Below are 13,240 nucleotides of genomic sequence, written 5' to 3'. Positions count from 1 at the left end.
TCCTCCTTTATTCGTTAATGTCTTTGGTCACCACATGGGCCTGGGCTTCCTGGATCATCTGATCCACCTGGCTTTCGGTGTACATCACGCCGTCATCCAGGATTGCCCACAGCAGATTCACGTGCGGTGCATATTTCTTGGATGCCAGGATGGTCTGGGCATCCATTTTCTTTTCGTCAGTCACAGCCGCAGCCGTTCCCGTCTTTTCTTCGTCCATTTCCTTCATCCTTTCGCCTTGCCGGATACATCAAGATGTTCCATGACATCGCCAGCCGGTTTAATTCTCCGGGTGAACGTGGCATAGGTCACGAACACGTGCAACACCCCATCAGTGATGCGATAGTGCAGGTCGCTTCCTCGTACCTTTGTTCCATCTTCCAGGCTTATCAATTCCAGTTCGTACATAAGGGATTCGGCCAGGGCAATGACCTGTCCCCGAATATCATCGATTTCCCCTCTCTCGTTGAGGATCATCCACACATCGAAGGTGGCTTCCTGCTGATAGCGGTCACCGACGACCAACTTCACGCTGGCATCGTCCAACAGCTTGATGCGCCAGCACGGAAACTGTACCTTGTTCTTGATTTCGTCCACATAAACTGGATAAGCCCGGATGCTGTGCAGCTTCCGGGCCAGTTCATTGATTAATTCAGTTGTCACGATCATTTAAACAGCCCCTTTTCTACGGCACGCAGATTGCGCTTAATGACCTTCGGAGAAGCCTCCCGGACAGATTTCTGGGCTTTCTCTGTGATGTTCAGTCCATCCACCCAGGATGCAACCAGGCTTTTCCCCAGCAGAGGAACATACCGCCCCGGTCTCTGCCTATGCCCGTCATTCACGTAGGACGCATAAGAGGCGGAGTTGAAAACCTGCTGGCTGTACCCCAGGGCTTTCTTTTCTACCTCTCCCACATCCCACGACCTGCGCATATGCTCAGATTTTGAACGGTAAACCTTTCCTGTTTTCGGGTCCTTACGCACAATCTTCTTGCCCACCGGAGTGTTCTTCTTTGCCGTTCTCAGATACACCCCGGCAAGGGTGGCCACAGATTTTTCCATAGCCTGTTGTACTTCTCCATCCCCCAGTTTGAGGGCGTTCTCGTAGATTTTTTGGCAACCTTTTAGCGAAACTCTCACTTTGGCCATTAGTACACCTCTCGAACGGTTAGGATCACCTCCTGGTGGCTCCCATACGAGGCAGGTACAGAAGCCGCCTTATACCGCAGTGTCTTGCCCAGATGATTGACATCAATGTCAGCCCCCGGTGTCACTGCCACATCGGGAGATAAAAAGAGTTTCGTCGTTTGTTCCATCTTGGGAACACCATCATTTTCCGTTGCTGGGAAGCTGGAATAAGAAAGCCGACAGGGAACGGGATCTGTCTTGACCTCTTTTGTGGTCACGATTCCCGTATCCTTATCGGCTTCTGTTTCTTGCGTGATGATCACAGCGGTATCCTGGTAGAGATCTTCCAGGGCAGTTCTCACCACCGAAGGCGTCTGAAACATGTAAGATCACGCTCCTCGGTCCATACAGCGATAAGGGAATCCAGCCGTTCCTCCGGGGTGTTTCCGCCCAGTTGAACCTCGGTATCCCCCTCTTTGATAGACGTTGCCACAGATACCGATGCATCCCCCAATACAGCCGCTTTCCTGACTTGCAGGAATTTCCCGGCCACAACCTTGTCCACCTCTTCCGCCAGCTCCTGGGGCATCTCGTTTAAGTTGCAGAAATTCAGCACGTGCCGGACCTCAGCCTTGTAGAGGATATCCACCAGGGCGGCATCATCATCGGTGACTGTATAGCCTGTGGCCAAACTGATCAAAGACTTAATGTCATCGGTCATGGCCTAACCTCCTATTCCTTCTTGGCAGCGGTTTTCTTCGGTGCAGGGGCTTTCTCTGCGGCTTCTTCCTGGCCATAACCGGTAACTCGCTCGTATCCCTGCATTTCCAGCATTGCCGCCTGTTCCTCGCTTTCGACAAGCCGGAACACGTTCAGATTGCGCAGTGCGATCATACCCTCGCCCCCTTATGCGCCGATGTTCACGAAGCCAGAACCCAGCTGATTGTACGGAATCCACAGGTCATGGAATTTCCGGTAATCCAGCTTCCAGGCATCTGCGCCCTGGTTCACGTTAGGTTCGAAAATACGGATTTTGTCAGTCTTGGAAATTGCGATAGGAACGCTGGTCGGGATGATGATCCAGTTAATCAGCTTTGCAGTTTCAGCAGGGGCAAAACCGCCAGCTTCCTGGCCACTGGTAGTACCGTCTTTAATAACGTATTCCGTCTTCATTCTGGCACTGGGCACGGGCAGGATGGGCAATTCGTTGTAGATCTTCACCCGGGTTTCAATCTTCCCCACAGTGAAATTACCCACATCGATGTGCTTTTCAATGCCGTCTGCATTATCCAGGATAGTGCGGATTTTCGGGGACATGATAATAACCAGGCCCTGGTTTTCACCGATAATATCTTCGACTTCATCAATTTCTGCATCCAGCTCAGCCAGGATGGTGGCAGCAGTCGGGGTGAAAGCATCCTTCACCTGCCCGGCACCTTTCAGCAGTGCGGCGATCTTGGAGTAACGATAAGCGTCTACTTCGGGGATAACGCTGTCACGCTGGAATTTCCCCATCACGTTGCCAGCAGATGCGATGAAGTTAGATTCGTTCACGTCCATAGCATCCAGATGGAAAGTACGGCCCCGGTCCTGGGTCATCTTGTAATCTCTGTATTTCAGAGTCACAGCACCCTGCACGAAGCCTTTGTCACGGTCGTAATTGGCCAGGCCGCTGGTGCTGATTTCAGGCATCTTGACGGTATCGCCACCGTTGTAGACAACCTTCCCGGCATTGGCTTCCATCCAGCCGGAGGTGGCCCCTACCTGCATTTGTTCGTCCAGTTTCGTCTGGAAGATTTTCGTCATTTCAAGCGTGTTAATAGGCATTTAATACTCCTTTCTTACAGGCCGAGGGCGGCACCAAACTCTTTGGCAATACTTGCTTCGTCCCCGGTTCCAGCATCGTCTTTCCCACCAGGGTTTCCAGGTTCAATGCCCCCGGCTTTGACGGTGCCATCTTCGAACATATAAGCATCAGATTCTTTCAGTGCCTTGATCTGTTCATCCAGGCCACTGACGGTCCCGTCCTCGTTGATTTTCAGCTTTCCACCATCAAGCAAGGCACGGGCTGCTTTCGGGTTACGGGCTTTTGCAGTAGTCAGCGCCATTTCGATGGCGGAATCCAGCTTGAACTGGTTCATGCTGTCCTGGTACTGCTTTTCCCGCTCTTTTGCGGCTTTCTTCATCTCGTCGATTTGAGCGGCCAGGGCTTCGTTGTCCTTGTTGGATTTTCTCAGCCCATCCACTTCCTTGACCATGGCTTCCTTTTCGGCCTTTGCCGCTTTCAGTTCTTCCAGCTTCGTGTTGAACTGGGCTTTGCTGACATAATTCTTGCCATAGTCCTCGACAATCCGGTCGGCCACATCATCCGGAATCCCCAATGCTTTCAGTTCTTCTTTGGTCATTTTCGTTGTCCTTTCTTCTCGCTTCGCTTGATTTTCGCCAGCCACACCTGGCATTTGCAGTCCCGTTCTTTTTCGCCTGCGGTACTGGAAAGGCATGAAAAAAGCAGGTTCCAAGAACCTGCTCTACAAACCTGCATTCATTTTTCAGTCGCTCTTTGTTGGTTTTACGTACTTTTCTACCCACTTTTGATAGGTCAGATTTCCAGGAACAAATACCGTCTTGCCGGTTCCATTTTTCCTTGCCGCTCTGGTTCCCTTTTCTTCCTCATCTGTCACCCCATCGATGTATGGAACCGTGGTAGACCTGCAATAGCAATGGAACGGGGGCATGGTCACACCAGGCTTTGCCCCCTTCTTGTCAAAAACCTTTCCGTCCATGTGGCGGCAGATTTCAGTCGTACGGTTGTCCAGGGTTGCCACGATTTCGTATTTATCAACCCCCAGTCGGTCATAGGTATCCAGCATAGCCGATTCCTGTACATAGGCCGTTTCTGTTTCCACCAGGCGTTCCGCATTGTGGTACGACACGTTGAACTGCTTGGAAATCCTTTCAGCCATTGGCCCTGTGCCTTCTTTCAGTAGCAACGACCTCGAAATTTCGTTTCTGAGCGTGTTTACCAGCTTGTCCTTATTCTCCCATATCCTGGAAGAAAAATCCTTTCCATCAGCCGCCCAGCGTGTATTGATGGCCTTTTCAATCTGGGTTTCCGGAACCGCTGAGAAGGTTTCGAATTTCCCCCTCATCCGCTGAATCTCATACGCAGCACGGTAGTTGGAATCTTCGTACACATCCATCAAAGTATCACTGATGTTAAATTCCTGTGCCTTCGCTACCCTCTCGCAGTACATCTGCGTTTTAATCAGCAGTTCCTGGGCCTTTGTCAGCCTGGCCCGGATGGACGCCTGGTCCAACATCTTTTGAACCTCTTTTGAAAGCCCCTCCTGTTTGGCCAGCTTCCGATATTCACGGAGATCCATCTTAAAGGCTTTCAGCTCCCTTGCGTTGAGAATCTTCTGGGCATCAGCATAACTGATGCCGTTCTCGTCCGCATATCTCTGATACCACGATTCAACCTCTTTCAAGCACTTCTGCAAGGCTTCCTCATAGACCTTTTTCAAATCTGCCTTGCAAACATCGGCCTTTTGCATCTCAAGGGCTTTCATTCGCTCGAAACGTTTCTCCCAGTAACTCATGATCATTCACCCTGGGGCGGTTTATCCTGGCCAGGTGGTGCGGCATAGTCACCGCCCATCAAGTCGTCCATAGCTTCTTGTTTTTCCTTCTTCAACCGTTCCAGCTCCTGCTGGGTATCCTCTGTCCACGGGTGGTTGGCTACAATGGTTTCGTTGCTGATAATACCCACGGAGTTACGGCAGTTGTTAATCGTTTCGCTCTCGTTGGTCAGCATATCCCGATTGAAGACGAAGGTGACATCGGAAGTAGGGGCCACACCTTTGATAGTCTGCAGGTAGGTGTTTACGAACCACATCAGCCTCCGCAAAGAAGCCTTGAACTGGACCTCCATCTGGTTGGCATCCAGATCAATATCACTGTAGGCCGCCTGGATATTCATCTTGTTTGCATCCCCAGAGGTGAATCTTTCGTCCTTTGCATCAAACCCTCGGCCATTTTCGATAATTGCCCTTTTGAGTAGTTTCTGAATCAGTTCGAAATTCTGGGGATTCACCTCGATGTGCAGGGCTTCTACGCCACCGTTTTGGCCATCATCCCTCCGAATCTTGATAGCACCATAGGCCATCAGATTTCGCCGGAAGTCGCTCAGCTTCTCGCCGTCGTAATTGTACAGCACCAGGATGGTACTGCGAATATCCTCGCTGGTTGTATCAGCGAACCAGCTCGTCAGCTGATTTAACGCATCCTGCAAGCATTTCACCTTACAGATCAGCGGCTGTTCGTGCCGGTCCCGTTTGAATGCTATCAAGGGCACCCTTGACCAGTTCATAGGCTGGCCCTCGACGGTCATATATGCCGCATCGGTTTTGTCATTATCCGGAAGTAACTTGTCGTTGTCGAATACGAAATACCGCACCCCGTTAGTCGTGTAGTATTCGCACTTAATTACTGTATCCGGGGTCCTCCCCCGGTAAACGGTCACAGGATATACGTAAAGGGCGGCATCGAGTTGTTTATGCTCATCGTCTCTCCAAAAGGCCAGAACCCGGTCACCACGTAGCATCCGAACTCTCAACTGCCCTTCCGTATCAATGTAAACGAACTGCCAGGAAATCCCGCAGTTCAAAGCATTTTCGCCGGTGGCCTGGAGTGTTTCGGCGTATTCATCGTCGAAAATCTTATCCAGCTCGGCGGTGTATCGGTCATCCTGTCCTTCGGTTTTTAATTCGACAGGTTTCCCCAGCAGATAGTTACATTTCTGGTCCACCAGGATGCCGTACTGGTTGTCCATGATCTTGAAATTCGGCAGATTGTGGACAGGCACCCTGCCCCCATCCGGCCCGATCATCATTCGCTCTTTCCTCTCGATATCCTGCCGGTCACCGTAGTAGGCCATGCCCGTGAGCATATCAGCCCGTTTCTTGCTGGTCAGCCATCGGCGCAGCTCCTCTTCGAGAAATTCCACTTCGTTCATGCCGCTCTGGGATCCCTGCTTGATAAGCCCGTCCCAGAAAGCATTGATTGTCCCCATTAAAAACACTCTATCACCTCAATCGAAAGAAAAACCATCGTCCCGGACAGCATCCATGATTGCATATCTCATGGCATCCATCAGATGGTTATTGTAGTCAACCGGCTTGTTGATGAGCTGGTCTGTCTGCTTGTCACGGTCCCAACAGTAGGTGGAAATCTCCATCAAGAAATTCACACACCGGGGATGGACGATAATATGATAATCCTGTATCCTCTGGATACCGTTGTTAATGCTGTCCTTGCCCTTCCGGCTCGGGTGAATCCTGTACAGCCCTGCTTCCAGCAGTTCGGCAATGCTCTTTGGCTCGGCAGAATCTGCGATAATCCTTTCCTTGGCGTACCCCATGCCCATGATTTTCTCGGCAATTCTGGCGTTGGTCAGCCCTCGTTCGTACATCTCATCGAACACATAGATACAGCGGCTTCCCTTGTCTACCAGCCCGCAGAACAAGGCTGTAGGGTCGTTTGTATAGCCGAAGTCCAGTCCAAATGCGGATTTAACGCCAGGACGTTTCCGAACCTCATCGATATTGAAAACCTGTTCCTCGTAACTGTCATACACCAGCCCATCAACCACGCCCCAGTCACCCAGGCCAGCCACACGGTAACGCCGTGGATTCTTCTTCATCTGCTCGAACAACGCATGGTCGGACTCGGACAGGAACTCGTTCATCATGTAGTTGGTCGTGATTGCCAGGACGTTCGGGTCCTTCACATCGAAAAACCGTTTCTTGATCCAGCACTTGTCAGACCACGGGTTGAACGTCAACGTCAGCTGGGTAAAAAGCCCCGGGGGAAGCTGACCACGGATTGATTCATCCAGCCTGTCGAACGCTTCCTCGCTGGTCACCTCGTAGGCTTCTTCTAGCCACAGCCAACACAACACGCCTTTGGGAACACTGATTGACGTAATCTTCAACGGGTCGTCCAGACCCACGAAAAGGATCCTCTGCCCTGTTGGAATGTAAACCAGCTCCAAGGGGCTTTTGGTAACCTTCCAGTATTTTTCGACTCTCAGCCGTCTAATGGCCCAGCACAGATCTGAAAAGCAACTGTTTTGAAGAGTCCTGTATACCTTCCGTACCACCAGCAGATTGGCGTCTGGATACTTCATCAGATTGTAAATGTACCATATAGCCGCAGTCTTGCTTTTCTTACTGGCCCGGCTGCCTTTCACGATCCTGTACCTTCCACAGAACCGCCAGAACTCCCCGTAATGGCCTCCCACTACTTCGGGAAGGCGAACTATCGTATTCATGGCTGTATTTCATCCTCCCCCGTAATAATCACTGGGCCATCACTGGAGCTTTCCACCTTGTTCGGATCATCGCTCTGCCCCAGGTAGTTCTTGCCCAGGAAAATGGCCATAGCGGCAGACCTCTGGGACAGTTGCCATTGAGTTCGGCGCAGAGAAATTTTCCCGATTCCCCTTTTTATCTTGAAAACTTCGGAAAATTTCAATCCATACGTTTTCTGGCACCATTTCGCCAGCGTTTTATCCGTTACATCAAAAAAGCCGCAGATTTCTTCTTCTGTGGCTTGCATTCCGCACAACTTCTCAAATGTTTTTTTGTCTATTGGTTTTTCCGGCCTCCCTGCTGGCATGGCTTCACCCCCCTTTTCCGTCTTATTTTTTCCACTTCTCGTTTAGTATCTTCGGCACGCAGTTTTCCCACCTAACCTGGTGATGAATTCTTGCATGAGTCGAATTCAGCCCGGCAATCTTGACACATGACGGGGACATCATAACGCTGTAAAAGCTCTTTACATACGTTCCTGCATCCAGGTACTGTTCAGTCATGCCGCCCTTGTTCTTCTGCGTCGTCTTTTGAGTGATTGAAAAGTTTCGAAAGCTGAATAACAGCTTCCCCCTTTGCCCCAATACCGTGTAAGTGTTTACGTCCTCGTTCACCCGTCCCAGAAAATCAAACCGCCTTGTCACATCACAGAAAAAGGTGTTCATAGCTTTCCGCATGATCGGCTTCTTCCAGTTCCCGCTTTTCAACCCGCCGATGAAGTCCCCACCCTGGGCCATGGCTACAGTCAAGATCCGGCTGTCAGAATCGAGCATCTGCAAAAAGGAACAACTTCCTCGATTTTCTTTTCTATAATCTTGTCAGCTATGTTTTTCATTTCGCACCCCTTTTTCAGACACGAAAAAAGGCACTTTCACAGACCTAGAAAGTGCCTTTTCCCTATGAAGTTGTACGTTAGGAGTGATGAACATGGAACAGATTGTCCCTGCCTTCACGATTACTAGTATAGCACCGAAACTGCGGCTATAGTGGGTGTAATTCGGTCATTTTACAGTAAAAAGACGGTAATAAAACAGAAATTCAGTTTTATTTTAAGTTATCCACATTTCCGCATAGTTATCCACATTCACAAAATTGGGGCTGTCAGCTAACCGGCAACCCAGTTGGGAAGAATTTCAAATTGGTTTGAGATGGTCCGGCTTCCGCATAGACCATCCTCGACATCTTACTGATTGCTCTGTGTGCCTTATCCCTGCATGTTTTCTCGTTGCACCCGGCTCCAATGGCAACAGCTTCCCATTTCTTTCCGTAGATGAATCTGTCCTTTACGATTTGAGCTTCCGTCCCTGTCAGTGCTTCCAGGCAGTTATCCAGGATCCTGAGCTGGCTTTCGAGCTGCTTTACTTGCATCAGCTTTACTTCGTAGCGATGCTCTCTTTCATCTTTCCGAAAAACGTACATTTCTTCTTGGCTGGGCTTGTCCCATCCTCCTCCACCGGCATCATATCCGAACTTGGTCGTTTTTGGAACGGGCTCCAATGAGATTTCCATTCTCATATTGTTCAAGACCTCTTTCTGGTTTTCGATGAACACCTTCCATTCGACATAGTGCTGAAGCTGGTGCTTCAGATCCAGTTCGTATGAATTGTAATAGATTCCCATTGGATCCCCTCCGTTTTTTAATCTTTCTTGCCGTACATGTACTCTTTTAACAGCCTCGTGTACTCCATGGCCTTGTTCAGATCTTCTTCTTTGTTCTTTTCCAGGTACCGATACAGATACTTGAAAATGTTTCCCTCGTAGTAGGATTTCGGGTCAGCAACGAATTTCTCGATGAAGTCCTTGCACTCCATCCCCCGGAAATTGTAATGACCAGGGTGGTGAATCATATCTTGTTGAACCGCTTCATGCTGTTGTTTTTCTTCCGTCTCAATTGCCTTATTAAGTTTGTATTCTAATTCTTCAAGGTTCCAATAGGGGACCGGCGTCTTCCCTAACTTTTCCATGATGCATATAGCGCCATTGTTAAATTCACATTCCGTACAAGGGTCGAATTTTTCGCAATGCTTCTTGATCGCTCTAAGCCCATCCATGATTTTCAACGCTTCGTTTTTATCCATTTTCCCTTGCTCTCCTTTCAGCTTCCCTTTCAGCACGATTAAGCTCTTTCGCCTTTTCGGTAGCGAACATTCTCATACCGAACCTTGCCGGATACGTCTGTGTTTTTCCCGTGGCGTATACATATCGTTGTAGCACCCATACAACGTCCCGCTTCACGACTTTCCAGACTGAATGTGCTTTCATGGCTCTACTCCTTCATTCGTTACTTTCCCTGTCCCACCGGGCATCTCCAAAAAGGATTTTCCCGGAATCCACGGCACGTTTTTCGCAATCAATTTCCATGCTTTCTGCATCATCCTTTTTCTGGTATTTCTGTTCCTGTATTCCCGACAATACCCTTTGAATGGGCGAAATTTTGAATACAGTTTTTTGTGCTTTTTTACAAGCTGACGTATCGCTTTTACATCGCTCTTGGCTCTCAGACTCCACTCAGCGTTCCATTTTTTCCATGCTCTCATTGTTCCTCCTCGGCGTTCCTTTCAGCCGCTTCTGCTTGTGCATCAAATTCATTGTCGTAACAAACTGAGATTTCCGGGAAACCATCCTCGCACTGTCTCAGCACGAGGAAAACACCATCCTCGTCTAAAACCTCGCTCACATCCACAGCAATCCACGGCCATTTCTTTTTACTCATGATGTTTTCTCCTTTCTCAGCCTAATGCCATGCTCTTCACACGCAGCCTTTAACGTCCTCATTCTCCCAGATACATTGCCATACATAGTAAAAACCCACGCCCGTTTCTTCATGACCATCCTGTATTCCTTCCAGAATCTAGTTAATCCCCGGGGACGTGCGGCGGACAGTGCTCTTTTGTGCGCCTTGAAACCCTGGCGTATTTCTCGCAAGTCCTTTAAGCTGTTTTCAGCCGGTGGCCGTTTAAATCGGAAGCGGCCCCACTTCTTCCATGCTTTCATTTTCCCAGGCTCCTCCTCTTTGCCCTTCTCCGCAGGGTTTGCAGTTCATCATAATCAATCCATCCTGCATGGCCCCACTTCAAACTCTTGGCCACCCACTGCAACTCGATGGTGGGATATTTCCACTGAAACAGCTTTCGTTTCAGCTGGGCATCCTCCATGGCCCAGCCTTTTACGTCCACTGCAACCCTTTTCCCGTCCCGGATGTAGTCGAAATCCAGGATGTAGTTGATTGCCCTCTGACGTTTCCCCTGCATCGTCGTGATTGCCGGGATTAACTCATATCGGGGGTGGCATCTCAAATCAGAGATGACCCCTGTCTTTTCTTGGTAGCGAAGAAATATGTAATAGTCCGCTTCAGTCTTGGAATCAAAAAGGATTCCGCCGACAGTTACTTTCTTTGCCTGCATCTCAATCCCCCATCTTTTGAAAGGCCCTCAAACAATGCCACGAGCAGAAGTCCGCACTTCCTTTCTTCTGCTTGTTGTAAGTTTTGTACGTCCACGTATCCATGGCGTGTACGTAAAATGTTTTGCCACAGACCGGACAGGTTCTCGATTTAAGGAAGCCTTCAATTTCAACGTTATATTTTGAACTCATGAATTCACACCCTCCTGTTCCAGCTTTTCGTTACCCTTCTCAGTGTTCACCGTCTCCGCCTCGGTTGATCAGGATACACGCCAGGATCATGACTGAAATAACACCTCCGACCACAGCGGAAATGATAAAATCTCTCATAATATCGCCCCTCAGAACGGAATTTCTTCATCGAACTGGCTCGTCACATCCTGCCCCATGCTTTCAAAGCCGCCCCCTGCCACAGAATTTGGCGTATGAGCGTCTTTTTCTTTCCGCTCAATAAATTCCACTCTGTCGGCTACAACTTCGCTCACAGTCCGATTTTGGCCTTGCTTGTCCTGGTATTTGCGAATCTGTAACCGGCCTTCGACCAGAAGCCTTTGCCCCTTGCTGACGTTGTTCCCGACCACCTCCGCGGTTTTGTTCCACGTCTGAATGTTGATGAAGTCGGCTTCCCGCTTTCCGTCCTTCCCGGCAAACGGTCTGTCAACCGCCAGGGTAAACGTGCATACCGTTTTCCCGCTGGTGGTGACTTTCACATCCGGATCCTTCACTAAACGTCCCATTAAGATGATTCTATTCATTCTTCATTCTCCTTCCCACAGCGGGAGCTATTTCCAAAATGGATACAGCTCCCGAACTTGTTACATCCTATCTTTGGCTTTCCTCTGGTCCTCATCTTTCCGGGCCATTGCTTCCTTGTACGGGTCCGGCCATTCCCGGCCATCGTTCAGACGCCAGAGATGGAGACAGTTCTTTGCGAGGTTCACGTATTCTGACTTCTTCGGATGGAACTCGATTGCTTCTTCCTCCGGCAGGAAAAACATATCCTTGATTTCGCACATCTCGTCCCAGGTGGCAATCTTGTTCGGTTTGTCAAGAGGGGTCACGGAAACATGATCCCAGCCGCCACCGTCCGTAGCGATCACTTGAAACCGCCGTCCGCTCTTGAAAGTCCGTACCAGGAACACTCCGTTTCCCTTTGGATCACAGCCGAAAAATGAGATGCTGATTAGAACCGCGTTCGGCAGCCGGTATTTATCTAGCTCATGCAGGTCTCTCATTGTCTTTGTCCCCTTCTTTTATCTCATTCTGTTTATCAGTCTCCGGATAGTTCATGACTTCCTCAATGGCAGCCTGTACAAATTTACAAGCTGGTTCATCAAGATGATGGTCTCCGGACCAATGGTGCCAGTCTTTCAGGCTCCTGCCGACGCCTTCATTGATGAGCCATTCAAGGGTTTCAAAGTCTTTGAAATCGTCCAGGTTAAACTCGCCTTGATCCCATATTTGGTCCCTGATGTACTCATTGATAAGGTCCTCTGCATCAACCTTGAAGTTCTCTTCCCGGATTAAATTGATGTATGCCAGCTTGTCTTGATAGCGGTAGTCCTCACGGGTTCCGTAGGTATAGTCCCGGAATGAGTCACGGATCTGTTGCCGAAATTCATCGCTCACTACAGACTTAGGCGTAATCATTACTTTCACGTCCCTAGGGAAATACAAAACCTTGCTTTTCATGTTTCTGCCTCCTTCATTCGTTCTCGATGGTAACAAGCATCACCGCTTCTTCTTCCTTATTGGTACATGCAACAATTTCAAGAATTTCTCGGTTCTTGATTTCTTCGATGGAATCCCACGTCATAGCCGCCGGATCACCATTGAGCATGGTTTCTCCATCCCGCGTCTGAACTTCAATGTTCGTATCCACAATCAGTGGAAACAGCTTCTTGAACTTCATTTTTCCCTCTTTCTCTTTTCATCACGGTTCAGAGTCATGGCATGTTCTTCCGCAAGCACCCTGTTGGGAAACGCTCCAGAATCATATTCATCAACGAGCATGATGAACTTGTGGGGCCTGATCACTCTGTAATCTCCATCGCCAACTTTTTTCACCTTCCACGACAAGATTTTGTGTTCGATTTCCTGTTCCATCATTTCACATCCATCCTTTCGATTTTTCGAAATCTGCAATGTCGCAGAAATTTTGGATACACTCCATCAAATTTTTTCGATTGACACCCAGATGATTTTGTCGTACCTAGGCTTCGGACCAACTCTTGACCTTACCCTTCCTGTCGCACTTGAAAGCCATACACTCGGTGATTCCATGTTTATAGGGAGCGATTGTAAGGCTAGTCATATCGAAAAGGTAATGTTTCCCATCCA

23 protein-coding genes are annotated in these 13,240 nt (G+C 49.2%); all 23 read right to left on the bottom strand.

Going from position 1 to position 13,240, the window contains the following annotated elements:
- Window positions 1-7: 7 nt before the first annotated feature.
- The gene (locus LKE88_RS11720) at window positions 8-217 is read right to left on the bottom strand and encodes a hypothetical protein (RefSeq protein ID WP_276803685.1); all 210 of its coding nucleotides are present in this window, start codon (window positions 215-217) and stop codon (window positions 8-10) included.
- Window positions 218-222: 5 nt separating this feature from the next.
- Window positions 223-660, bottom strand: a complete 438-nt coding sequence (locus LKE88_RS11715; RefSeq protein WP_276803684.1) for a phage tail terminator family protein — start codon at window positions 658-660, stop codon at window positions 223-225.
- A gap of 2 nt (window positions 661-662) precedes the next feature.
- Entirely contained in the window at window positions 663-1,148 is a 486-nt protein-coding gene (locus LKE88_RS11710) for an HK97 gp10 family phage protein (protein ID WP_276803682.1), read from the bottom strand.
- Entirely contained in the window at window positions 1,148-1,510 is a 363-nt protein-coding gene (locus LKE88_RS11705; protein WP_276803681.1) for a hypothetical protein, read from the bottom strand. Before LKE88_RS11705 ends, LKE88_RS11710 begins: the two co-directional genes overlap by 1 nt.
- Window positions 1,486-1,848: a hypothetical protein gene (locus LKE88_RS11700; protein WP_276803680.1), complete on the bottom strand. Its 363-nt coding sequence runs from the start codon at window positions 1,846-1,848 to the stop codon at window positions 1,486-1,488. Before LKE88_RS11700 ends, LKE88_RS11705 begins: the two co-directional genes overlap by 25 nt.
- 11 nt (window positions 1,849-1,859) lie before the next feature.
- On the bottom strand, window positions 1,860-2,021 hold the full coding sequence (locus LKE88_RS11695; protein ID WP_276803679.1) for a hypothetical protein: 162 nt from the start codon (window positions 2,019-2,021) through the stop codon (window positions 1,860-1,862).
- Between the two features lie 12 nt (window positions 2,022-2,033).
- Window positions 2,034-2,954 (bottom strand): hypothetical protein, encoded by a 921-nt coding sequence (locus tag LKE88_RS11690; RefSeq protein WP_276803677.1) that lies wholly within the window; start codon window positions 2,952-2,954, stop codon window positions 2,034-2,036.
- Between the two features lie 14 nt (window positions 2,955-2,968).
- Window positions 2,969-3,532 carry a phage scaffolding protein gene (locus LKE88_RS11685; RefSeq protein WP_276803675.1) on the bottom strand — a complete coding sequence of 188 codons (564 nt, stop codon included), beginning with the start codon at window positions 3,530-3,532 and terminating at the stop codon, window positions 2,969-2,971.
- A 144-nt stretch (window positions 3,533-3,676) separates the two neighbouring features.
- Entirely contained in the window at window positions 3,677-4,732 is a 1,056-nt protein-coding gene (locus LKE88_RS11680; RefSeq protein ID WP_276803673.1) for a minor capsid protein, read from the bottom strand.
- Window positions 4,729-6,198 carry a phage portal protein gene (locus tag LKE88_RS11675; RefSeq protein ID WP_276803672.1) on the bottom strand — a complete coding sequence of 490 codons (1,470 nt, stop codon included), beginning with the start codon at window positions 6,196-6,198 and terminating at the stop codon, window positions 4,729-4,731. The genes LKE88_RS11680 and LKE88_RS11675 overlap by 4 nt, the downstream gene beginning before the upstream one ends.
- 18 nt (window positions 6,199-6,216) lie before the next feature.
- Entirely contained in the window at window positions 6,217-7,458 is a 1,242-nt protein-coding gene (locus tag LKE88_RS11670) for a PBSX family phage terminase large subunit (RefSeq protein ID WP_276803671.1), read from the bottom strand.
- A complete protein-coding gene (locus LKE88_RS11665; RefSeq protein ID WP_276803669.1) occupies window positions 7,455-7,805 on the bottom strand; it encodes a hypothetical protein in 351 nt (116 codons plus the stop codon). Before LKE88_RS11665 ends, LKE88_RS11670 begins: the two co-directional genes overlap by 4 nt.
- A gap of 22 nt (window positions 7,806-7,827) precedes the next feature.
- Complete coding sequence (locus LKE88_RS11660; protein ID WP_338076940.1) at window positions 7,828-8,271, bottom strand: GREB1-related protein; 444 nt, start codon at window positions 8,269-8,271, stop codon at window positions 7,828-7,830.
- 328 nt (window positions 8,272-8,599) lie between these two features.
- Window positions 8,600-9,118 carry a sigma-70 RNA polymerase sigma factor region 4 domain-containing protein gene (locus LKE88_RS11655; protein ID WP_276803665.1) on the bottom strand — a complete coding sequence of 173 codons (519 nt, stop codon included), beginning with the start codon at window positions 9,116-9,118 and terminating at the stop codon, window positions 8,600-8,602.
- A gap of 17 nt (window positions 9,119-9,135) precedes the next feature.
- On the bottom strand, window positions 9,136-9,576 hold the full coding sequence (locus tag LKE88_RS11650) for a DUF3310 domain-containing protein (RefSeq protein WP_276803664.1): 441 nt from the start codon (window positions 9,574-9,576) through the stop codon (window positions 9,136-9,138).
- 180 nt (window positions 9,577-9,756) lie between these two features.
- Complete coding sequence (locus LKE88_RS11645; RefSeq protein WP_276803663.1) at window positions 9,757-10,035, bottom strand: hypothetical protein; 279 nt, start codon at window positions 10,033-10,035, stop codon at window positions 9,757-9,759.
- Window positions 10,032-10,211: a hypothetical protein gene (locus tag LKE88_RS11640; protein WP_276803661.1), complete on the bottom strand. Its 180-nt coding sequence runs from the start codon at window positions 10,209-10,211 to the stop codon at window positions 10,032-10,034. The genes LKE88_RS11645 and LKE88_RS11640 overlap by 4 nt, the downstream gene beginning before the upstream one ends.
- 277 nt (window positions 10,212-10,488) lie before the next feature.
- The gene (locus tag LKE88_RS11635; RefSeq protein WP_276803660.1) at window positions 10,489-10,902 is read right to left on the bottom strand and encodes a DUF1064 domain-containing protein; all 414 of its coding nucleotides are present in this window, start codon (window positions 10,900-10,902) and stop codon (window positions 10,489-10,491) included.
- 339 nt (window positions 10,903-11,241) lie between these two features.
- Complete coding sequence (locus LKE88_RS11630) at window positions 11,242-11,655, bottom strand: single-stranded DNA-binding protein (RefSeq protein WP_276803659.1); 414 nt, start codon at window positions 11,653-11,655, stop codon at window positions 11,242-11,244.
- Between the two features lie 60 nt (window positions 11,656-11,715).
- Complete coding sequence (locus tag LKE88_RS11625; RefSeq protein WP_276803658.1) at window positions 11,716-12,000, bottom strand: DUF7694 domain-containing protein; 285 nt, start codon at window positions 11,998-12,000, stop codon at window positions 11,716-11,718.
- A gap of 118 nt (window positions 12,001-12,118) precedes the next feature.
- A complete protein-coding gene (locus LKE88_RS11620; RefSeq protein WP_276803655.1) occupies window positions 12,119-12,592 on the bottom strand; it encodes a hypothetical protein in 474 nt (157 codons plus the stop codon).
- Window positions 12,593-12,605: 13 nt separating this feature from the next.
- On the bottom strand, window positions 12,606-12,812 hold the full coding sequence (locus tag LKE88_RS11615) for a hypothetical protein (RefSeq protein ID WP_276803654.1): 207 nt from the start codon (window positions 12,810-12,812) through the stop codon (window positions 12,606-12,608).
- On the bottom strand, window positions 12,809-13,009 hold the full coding sequence (locus LKE88_RS11610) for a hypothetical protein (RefSeq protein WP_276803653.1): 201 nt from the start codon (window positions 13,007-13,009) through the stop codon (window positions 12,809-12,811). The genes LKE88_RS11615 and LKE88_RS11610 overlap by 4 nt, the downstream gene beginning before the upstream one ends.
- Between the last annotated feature and the right edge of the window lie 231 nt (window positions 13,010-13,240).

The organism is Acidaminococcus hominis, assembly GCF_022484025.1.
Classification (GTDB): domain Bacteria; phylum Bacillota; class Negativicutes; order Acidaminococcales; family Acidaminococcaceae; genus Acidaminococcus; species Acidaminococcus hominis.
This window is presented reverse-complemented; position numbering and strand designations above follow the sequence as displayed.

Excerpts from the sequence above, each read along its gene's own strand:
- LKE88_RS11720 (WP_276803685.1), bottom strand. The coding sequence starts at position 217 with ATGGACGAAGAAAAGACGGGAACGGCTGCGGCTGTGACTGACGAAAAG.
- LKE88_RS11710 (WP_276803682.1), bottom strand. The coding sequence starts at position 1,148 with ATGGCCAAAGTGAGAGTTTCGCTAAAAGGTTGCCAAAAAATCTACGAG.
- LKE88_RS11705 (WP_276803681.1), bottom strand. The coding sequence starts at position 1,510 with ATGTTTCAGACGCCTTCGGTGGTGAGAACTGCCCTGGAAGATCTCTAC.
- LKE88_RS11700 (WP_276803680.1), bottom strand. The coding sequence starts at position 1,848 with ATGACCGATGACATTAAGTCTTTGATCAGTTTGGCCACAGGCTATACA.
- LKE88_RS11695 (WP_276803679.1), bottom strand. The coding sequence starts at position 2,021 with ATGATCGCACTGCGCAATCTGAACGTGTTCCGGCTTGTCGAAAGCGAG.
- LKE88_RS11690 (WP_276803677.1), bottom strand. The coding sequence starts at position 2,954 with ATGCCTATTAACACGCTTGAAATGACGAAAATCTTCCAGACGAAACTG.
- LKE88_RS11685 (WP_276803675.1), bottom strand. The coding sequence starts at position 3,532 with ATGACCAAAGAAGAACTGAAAGCATTGGGGATTCCGGATGATGTGGCC.
- LKE88_RS11680 (WP_276803673.1), bottom strand. The coding sequence starts at position 4,732 with ATGATCATGAGTTACTGGGAGAAACGTTTCGAGCGAATGAAAGCCCTT.
- LKE88_RS11675 (WP_276803672.1), bottom strand. The coding sequence starts at position 6,198 with ATGGGGACAATCAATGCTTTCTGGGACGGGCTTATCAAGCAGGGATCC.
- LKE88_RS11670 (WP_276803671.1), bottom strand. The coding sequence starts at position 7,458 with ATGAATACGATAGTTCGCCTTCCCGAAGTAGTGGGAGGCCATTACGGG.
- LKE88_RS11665 (WP_276803669.1), bottom strand. The coding sequence starts at position 7,805 with ATGCCAGCAGGGAGGCCGGAAAAACCAATAGACAAAAAAACATTTGAG.
- LKE88_RS11660 (WP_338076940.1), bottom strand. The coding sequence starts at position 8,271 with ATGCTCGATTCTGACAGCCGGATCTTGACTGTAGCCATGGCCCAGGGT.
- LKE88_RS11655 (WP_276803665.1), bottom strand. The coding sequence starts at position 9,118 with ATGGGAATCTATTACAATTCATACGAACTGGATCTGAAGCACCAGCTT.
- LKE88_RS11650 (WP_276803664.1), bottom strand. The coding sequence starts at position 9,576 with ATGGATAAAAACGAAGCGTTGAAAATCATGGATGGGCTTAGAGCGATC.
- LKE88_RS11645 (WP_276803663.1), bottom strand. The coding sequence starts at position 10,035 with ATGAGAGCATGGAAAAAATGGAACGCTGAGTGGAGTCTGAGAGCCAAG.
- LKE88_RS11640 (WP_276803661.1), bottom strand. The coding sequence starts at position 10,211 with ATGAGTAAAAAGAAATGGCCGTGGATTGCTGTGGATGTGAGCGAGGTT.
- LKE88_RS11635 (WP_276803660.1), bottom strand. The coding sequence starts at position 10,902 with ATGCAGGCAAAGAAAGTAACTGTCGGCGGAATCCTTTTTGATTCCAAG.
- LKE88_RS11630 (WP_276803659.1), bottom strand. The coding sequence starts at position 11,655 with ATGAATAGAATCATCTTAATGGGACGTTTAGTGAAGGATCCGGATGTG.
- LKE88_RS11620 (WP_276803655.1), bottom strand. The coding sequence starts at position 12,592 with ATGAAAAGCAAGGTTTTGTATTTCCCTAGGGACGTGAAAGTAATGATT.
- LKE88_RS11615 (WP_276803654.1), bottom strand. The coding sequence starts at position 12,812 with ATGAAGTTCAAGAAGCTGTTTCCACTGATTGTGGATACGAACATTGAA.
- LKE88_RS11610 (WP_276803653.1), bottom strand. The coding sequence starts at position 13,009 with ATGATGGAACAGGAAATCGAACACAAAATCTTGTCGTGGAAGGTGAAA.